Annotated in this window: 10 protein-coding genes; 3 read left to right on the top strand and 7 right to left on the bottom strand. The window is 69.0% G+C overall.

Annotated elements, in window-relative coordinates; genetic code table 11:
* Positions 1-7: 7 nt before the first annotated feature.
* Entirely contained in the window at positions 8-658 is a 651-nt protein-coding gene (locus tag E8A12_RS21000) for a TetR/AcrR family transcriptional regulator (protein ID WP_293372508.1), read from the top strand.
* On the opposite strand, the gene E8A12_RS20995 is transcribed toward E8A12_RS21000, so the two are convergent.
* Both E8A12_RS20995 and E8A12_RS20990 read right to left on the bottom strand, forming a co-directional pair.
* On the bottom strand, positions 655-939 hold the full coding sequence (locus E8A12_RS20995; protein WP_293372504.1) for a hypothetical protein: 285 nt from the start codon (positions 937-939) through the stop codon (positions 655-657). The two genes, E8A12_RS21000 and E8A12_RS20995, sit on opposite strands and share 4 nt — an antisense overlap.
* Positions 940-1,032: 93 nt before the next feature.
* The gene (locus tag E8A12_RS20990; RefSeq protein ID WP_363212615.1) at positions 1,033-1,671 is read right to left on the bottom strand and encodes a UdgX family uracil-DNA binding protein; all 639 of its coding nucleotides are present in this window, start codon (positions 1,669-1,671) and stop codon (positions 1,033-1,035) included.
* 81 nt (positions 1,672-1,752) lie between these two features.
* Between E8A12_RS20990 and E8A12_RS20985 the strand changes: the two genes are divergently transcribed.
* Both E8A12_RS20985 and E8A12_RS20980 read left to right on the top strand, forming a co-directional pair.
* Positions 1,753-1,935 carry a hypothetical protein gene (locus tag E8A12_RS20985; RefSeq protein ID WP_293372502.1) on the top strand — a complete coding sequence of 61 codons (183 nt, stop codon included), beginning with the start codon at positions 1,753-1,755 and terminating at the stop codon, positions 1,933-1,935.
* 51 nt (positions 1,936-1,986) lie between these two features.
* Entirely contained in the window at positions 1,987-2,871 is an 885-nt protein-coding gene (locus E8A12_RS20980; RefSeq protein ID WP_293372500.1) for a transglutaminase family protein, read from the top strand.
* A 475-nt stretch (positions 2,872-3,346) separates the two neighbouring features.
* On the opposite strand, the gene E8A12_RS20975 is transcribed toward E8A12_RS20980, so the two are convergent.
* The 5 genes from E8A12_RS20975 to E8A12_RS22835 form a co-directional block, all read right to left on the bottom strand.
* Positions 3,347-3,592 carry a hypothetical protein gene (locus E8A12_RS20975; protein ID WP_293372498.1) on the bottom strand — a complete coding sequence of 82 codons (246 nt, stop codon included), beginning with the start codon at positions 3,590-3,592 and terminating at the stop codon, positions 3,347-3,349.
* Positions 3,593-3,873: 281 nt separating this feature from the next.
* Positions 3,874-4,140, bottom strand: a complete 267-nt coding sequence (locus tag E8A12_RS20970) for a hypothetical protein (RefSeq protein ID WP_293372496.1) — start codon at positions 4,138-4,140, stop codon at positions 3,874-3,876.
* A 4-nt stretch (positions 4,141-4,144) separates the two neighbouring features.
* Positions 4,145-5,071: a phytanoyl-CoA dioxygenase family protein gene (locus tag E8A12_RS20965; protein ID WP_293372494.1), complete on the bottom strand. Its 927-nt coding sequence runs from the start codon at positions 5,069-5,071 to the stop codon at positions 4,145-4,147.
* Positions 5,061-5,672, bottom strand: coding sequence for an acyl-homoserine-lactone synthase (locus E8A12_RS20960; protein WP_293372492.1), 612 nt, complete (start codon positions 5,670-5,672; stop codon positions 5,061-5,063). Before E8A12_RS20960 ends, E8A12_RS20965 begins: the two co-directional genes overlap by 11 nt.
* Before the next feature lie 58 nt (positions 5,673-5,730).
* The gene (locus tag E8A12_RS22835; RefSeq protein ID WP_363212617.1) at positions 5,731-5,886 is read right to left on the bottom strand and encodes a hypothetical protein; all 156 of its coding nucleotides are present in this window, start codon (positions 5,884-5,886) and stop codon (positions 5,731-5,733) included.
* Between the last annotated feature and the right edge of the window lie 17 nt (positions 5,887-5,903).

Below are 5,903 nucleotides of genomic sequence, written 5' to 3'. Positions count from 1 at the left end.
CGACGACCTGACCCACGAGGTCCAAGACGCCGACCATGACCAGGCGGCCACCAAGGCCGCGGTGTTCAACGCCGCCGAGCGGCTGTTCGCCCTGCACGGCTTCCAGAACGTCTCGGTGCGCGACATCACCGCCGAGGCCGGGGTGAATCTGGCGTCGGTCAACTACCACTTCGGCTCCAAGGACGCCTTGCTGTTCGAGATCTTCCGCCGCCGCACCGGCGAGCTGAACCGCGAGCGGGCGCGCATGCTGCACGAGGCCAACGACCGCTACAGCGGCAGTCCGCCGGTGCGTGCGATCCTGGAGGCCCTGTTCGCCCCGCCACTGCGCTGGGCCGACCCGGCCAAGGACCGCCGCGTCAGCGTGCAGTTCATCATCCGCGCCCGCTCCGAGGGCACCGCGGAGATCCGCGAGGTGCTGCAGAACGACGTCTCGCACCTGGAGCGGTTCGCCGAAGCCCTGAAGAAGGCCTGCCCGACGCTGGCGCCGGAGACCCTCTACTGGCGGCTGCATTTCGCGCTCGGCATGGTCCACAACAACCGCTTCGTGGAATTCGACCGCCTGCACCACCTCTCGGGCGGCCTGACCCGCGAGGGCGACGTGAGCGCCCTGCTCGCCCGGATGCTCGACTTCGCCGAGGCGGGGTTCAGCGCGCCCTAAGGCTTCGCGGGCGCCCTCGCGCGCAGCGCGATGAGGGCCGCCTGGCAGTCCTCATGCTCCCGCGCCGACCAGGCAGCGGTCTCCGCGGTATCGCGGGCGTCGGTGTAGGCTATGACCACGCTCTTGGCCTTCACGCAGCGGTCGACCGGCTGGCTGGCCTTCTCGTAGCCGGCTACGGCGTCGTGGATGCGCACGCTGTCGATCAGTTTGGCCTGGGCGTCGGCGACCTGGCCGCAGCCCGCGCAGAGCAGCCCCGCGCCCAGGATCGCCAACCCCCGCATTCTGCGTCCCCTTACCCAGCGGGAAGCTGAACCATGGCGCGCGGCGGATGTGTGACCCAATCATGGCGGACCGTGGTCGCCAGCGGCGTCGCCTCACGCCACGAGGCCCCAGGCGAATTTAAGGTCCTCGAGGAACGCCGCATAGGCCTTGGCCTTGGCGACCGCGTCCGGGACCCGCAGCAGATAGGACGGGTGATAGGTGACGACGCCCAGGGCCTGGTCCGGCAGCTGCATCGCCTTCTGCCGCGACGCGCCGATCGCCACAGGCTTCCCGAACACTGACATCGCCGCCGTGGCGCCCAGCGCCACGATCACCCGCGGCCGCACAATGCTGCGTTCCGCATCCAGCCACCCGCGACAGGCCGTGACCTCGCCGGTGTTGGGCGTCTTGTGGATCCGCCGCTTGCCACGCAGCTCGTGCTTGAAGTGCTTCACCGCGTTGGTGACGAAGGCCCGGTCGCGGGGGACCTCGGCCTCAGCCAGGGCCTTGTCCAGCATCTGGCCCGCAGGGCCGACGAAGGGCCGCCCCGCCAGGTCTTCCTGGTCGCCCGGCTGCTCGCCCACCAGCATCAGCCGCGCCTGGGCAGGCCCCTCGCCTGTGACGCCCTGCGTGGCATGGCCGTAGAGGTCGCAACGGCGGCAGGCCTGCACCGCCGCGCGCAGGCCCGCGAGCGTTTCGGGTTCCTCGCGCGTCGCAGGCCGGACGGAGGCGGAGCGGGCCAGGCTGACCATGGTCCGGGAATGAGCTCCCCGCCGGGCGGGTTCCCCGCGCGGCGCATGGGCTTCGTCCGCGATAGGGCCTAGGGTCGCGCCATGGCTGCTCCGATGTGTCCCAACTGCAAGGCCGCGATCTACAAGGTGAAGCCGGTGCGGATCGCCGCCGACCCGGACTCGGCGGCCTGGAAGGGACGCGTGCCCACCGTGGTTGGCTTCACCTGTTCGGACTGCGGCGTGCTCCTGCCGGTCAGCCCCACAGGCGAACGCGACGACGCCTAGGAAGACGCCGACAGGCGGGAACCAGCGCCCCGCCGAGCGGTTCCCGCAAGGATGGTCCGCCTCAGCATCCGCCACGAGACGCTCTATACCTATGAGCGCCCGGTCCGTTTCGCGGGCCACCGTCTGCTGGTGCGGCCGCGAGACAGCCACGCGACGCGGGTGGTGGACGCCCATCTGACGCTTTCCCCACCGGGTCAGACCCGCTGGCTCTATGACGCGCTCGGCAATTCCGTCTGCTGCTTCATGCCGGGCGGCGAGAGCCGGACGTTGTCGATCATCAGCGACCTTACCATCGAGCGGTTCCCGGCGTCGCTGACGCGGCGAGACGTCGCCGACCCGCAGACCGTCACGCCGATCTACTACTCGGCCGCCGACCGGGCGGTGCTGGCGCCCTTCATCGACCCGGTGAGCGAGGATCGCGACGGCCACCTTCTGGACTGGCTGCGCGAACAGGTCGGCGACCCCAAGGAGCCGGCGTTGGAGTTCCTGCTGCGGCTGAACCGCACCATCCGCGCCGACTTCGATTATTCCGCCCGCGACCAGGGCGCCGCCCAGGAGCCTGGCCACACCGTCAGGGTGGGCTCCGGAACCTGCCGCGACTTCGCCTGGCTGATGGTCGAGGCCCTGCGCCGGCTGGGCTACGCCGCGCGCTTCGTCACCGGCTATCTCTATTCGCCGAGGAAGGCGGCCTCGGGCATGCGCGGCGCCGGCGCGACCCACGCCTGGTGCGAGGTCTTCCTGCCCGAGCTGGGCTGGACCGAATTCGACCCCACCAATGCTCTGGCCGAGAGCCCCGATCTGATCCCGGTCGCCGTCACCCGCACGCCCGCCGAGGCCGCGCCGGTCTCGGGCGCGATCTACGGCGACGGCGGCCAGGCCGACCTCACGGTTCACGTAGACGTGCGGCCAGTTGAAATGATTCCCGCCGCCGCCTGAGGCAGTGTCGGGCTGGGGGCCAACAATAAACAAGGGAGAGGCGAACCATGACGCACGGCTTCCAGCAGCAGGACCCTGGGCTGAATTTCAGCATCCCGAAGTCCGCGCCCACGCCGCAGCATGGCGGAAAGACCGACCGAAAGGCTGTCCAACCGTCGCGCCCCCCGCGCGCCTTCGAGCCGCGGCCCGGCCACTGACGGCGACCATCGGGGCTCTGCGGCCGGCTGCGGCAAAATCTATTGCCGAGAGGCGTGCTCGTTCGAGTCCGGCCTCGGGCGCCACCTATCATCTGCCTCGAGCGCCGGCGGATTCCGGCTGCGGCCTGATAGCCGCCTGCCTTGGCGCGATGGCTCCACCCTGCAACCGGGTGTGGCGTTCCTACGGCCCAGACTGGGCAAGGCGTTGATCGTGGGCAAGTCCGTGCGGATCCGCCTTGAAGACAGGCCTCCCCCGCTCGTCTAGCGGCACTCGCTGTTTATCGCCTCTCGAACCGGACGCGCTCGGCGCCCAGGACGGGATGAGCGATGTAGCCAGCCTCCAGCCAGGCGCGGCATTGCACTTGGCGGGTATTGGGGCTGGTCTCGTTGGACCACCACTCCGCGCGCTGGGCGCTCTTGGGAAGCAGCAGGGCCAGAACGCGCTCGATGTCTCGGAAGGTCATTTCATAGGTCTCCGTCTTCTGGCGGCGGAGATGGTCGTGGAGGGGGTCGTACTTGCCCATGGTTTGTCCGGCGCGCCGTCCGTGACGGCAGGAGGTGTGAACTTAGCCGCAATCAGCGGCTGGGAGGCAAGGGACGGTGGAAGAAAGCTCCCCCGGCGGCCGTTGCTGCTCTTGGCCCGATCCCTTCTGGGGGAACCCGCAACGGCCCCGAGGGCGCCCGGCCAGGGCCGGCCGGGAGGGAAAGGAAGGACCGGGTCGGGCGGCCCCGACCCCGGGGATCGGGGAGCTGGAGCGACCCCGTCCGAGGTCGAGCTCGGAGACCGTCTCGCCATTGCTGTCGTCTAGCGCTCCTGCGTGGTCGCGCGGACCAAGGCGTCCTCAACCTGTTGAGCGGCCTTGAGGTCCCGGTACAGGCTTGTGAGGTCCCGCCGCAGCACCGCGAGCAGCGACACGGCCCTTTGGTGGCGGCGGCGGGCCACGGCGAGGCGAGGCATCTCGGCCAGCATGTCGGCGGCCTCGATGGTCTCCAGGACAGCGATCGCCTCCAGCAAGCGGCCTATGGCCTCCTCGACAAGGTCGGGCGTAAAGCGCGGGAACTGAGACTTCACGCGCCTACTCCGCGGGCTGAGGGCTGACGACCCCGCCCCGCATCGCGGCTCGTTTGGCCCGAAGCGCCTCTTGCTGATGCGGCAGCAGTTCATCGACCGCGCCCAGGAAGTCCACCGGCGCATCCTCAAGAAGGACGGACGGGCAGCGGCCCTCATAATTGCCAAGATTGGGTCGGTGCTGCTGATAGCCGACGAGACGCGCGAGCGCCGGGGAGAAGGCGCGGGCGACCTCGGGCGGATAGACCAGCCACTGGTTTTCGTAGGGCTTCAGCCAGCCCAGGCTGTAGCTCACGATCATGCCGGACCGCGGGGCGTCGGAGATGTTGGCGCCGCCGCCGTGCAGCGTCGAACCCAGGAACAGCAGCACGTCTCCCGGATCCATTTCCGCGAAGACCGGCGGGGCGTCTCCTGGGCCGGTGTTGTGGCTCTGCGGGTAGATCACCGTCGCGCCGTTCTCCCGCCGATACGGACTGAACGGCCACATGACGTTCACCAGATATTCCATCGCGCCCTTCGCGCCGCCCCACATGTCCTGGTCACGATGCGGCGGCTGGGCGTCCTGCCCGGGGTAGATCTGCAGGGCTTGGGTCAGGTTGAGCTGGAAACGGTCACAGTAGGGACCGAGCACGCCCTGCACGATCTCGAGGATCATGGGATGCCGGACGAGCGCCTCGGCGCGCGCCGAGCGTTTCAGCACGCCGCCGAAGCGCTTTGTGCGTCCGCCGTAGAAATCGCCCTCGCAGAAGGGGGTGCGCTCGAAGCGTTCCGCCAGGTCGGCGATCAAGCCGTCGGTGAGATCGCGGCTGAGCAGGCCGCGGATGATGCAATAGCCATCCTGCTGCAGGCGCTGCAGCCAAAGTGCGGCATCGCACGCACTCGGCGCGTCCAGCGTCGTCACACCGCTGGCGTATTGGGGGACCTCAGGCGGCATCACGGACGTCCCAGCGAAGCACAGGTCCCTGCAGGCCGGCGTTGCGGCGCAACAGCGCCAGGGTGTCGGGCGTGATGTTGATCGCCACGGCGCCTACGAGCTGGCCGTCGTGCTCCTGCGGAAGGCCAAGTGGCGCGCAGTCCCAGCCGATCGCCAGGATCGCTGAGAGGTAGGCCATATGACTGACCAGGGTGTAGCGACGGATACCGTTCAGCAGGGCGAATTCGACCATGCCGACCATCAGCCGCTGGCGCACCGCCCGGGGCTCCGCGAGCCCGGGCGCCGTACACATGCGGGTGATTTCCCAGACCTCTTCACCGCGTGGGACCCCGTGTTCGCACAGGTGCGGGAAGACCTCGGACAGCAGATGCGGCGCCGTCGAAGGCAGCAGTCTGGCCGATCCCAGCTGGGTCCCGTCGGCGGAGAGCGCCAGGAAGTAGACCGCACCCTCCGTATCGAACTGGTCGATCTCGAACTCGCCGTCGACCACCGGAACCTCCCAGCGCAGCCGGTCGACGAAGACCCGTTTGCGCTCGCGGTACATTTCCGCAAGTTGATCTGGGTAAGTTGATCGGTCCGCCGCCGTCACCAGTTGGATCATGTCCGCCTCCAGGGTCTGAAGGCAGGATGGCGTCGGGCGGCAGCGGGCGCCCATTCCCCTAATCGGGGGATGGTGAGCGTCCGGCGATCACATCGGCGAAGGTGATCTGGCTGTCGAACAGGGCGCGCACGACCAGTTGGGTGCGCGTGGAGACCTGGTAGCGCTGTTTGGCGGACTCGATGTGCTGGTGGACCGTCTCATGCGAGATGCCCAGCAGCTGAGCGATATGCC

This window comes from Phenylobacterium sp. (genome assembly GCF_004799395.1).
Taxonomy (GTDB): Bacteria; Pseudomonadota; Alphaproteobacteria; order Caulobacterales; family Caulobacteraceae; genus Phenylobacterium.
The sequence above is the reverse complement of the archived record's forward strand: the minus strand, read 5'-3'. Positions and strand labels throughout refer to the sequence as shown.

Bases quoted from the DNA above. Each gene is read 5' to 3' on its own strand.
- E8A12_RS20995 (WP_293372504.1), bottom strand. From the start codon at position 939: ATGCGGGGGTTGGCGATCCTGGGCGCGGGGCTGCTCTGCGCGGGCTGC.
- E8A12_RS20990 (WP_363212615.1), bottom strand. From the start codon at position 1,671: ATGGTCAGCCTGGCCCGCTCCGCCTCCGTCCGGCCTGCGACGCGCGAG.
- E8A12_RS20985 (WP_293372502.1), top strand. From the start codon at position 1,753: ATGGCTGCTCCGATGTGTCCCAACTGCAAGGCCGCGATCTACAAGGTG.
- E8A12_RS20980 (WP_293372500.1), top strand. From the start codon at position 1,987: ATGGTCCGCCTCAGCATCCGCCACGAGACGCTCTATACCTATGAGCGC.
- E8A12_RS20975 (WP_293372498.1), bottom strand. From the start codon at position 3,592: ATGGGCAAGTACGACCCCCTCCACGACCATCTCCGCCGCCAGAAGACG.
- E8A12_RS20965 (WP_293372494.1), bottom strand. From the start codon at position 5,071: ATGCCGCCTGAGGTCCCCCAATACGCCAGCGGTGTGACGACGCTGGAC.
- E8A12_RS20960 (WP_293372492.1), bottom strand. From the start codon at position 5,672: ATGATCCAACTGGTGACGGCGGCGGACCGATCAACTTACCCAGATCAA.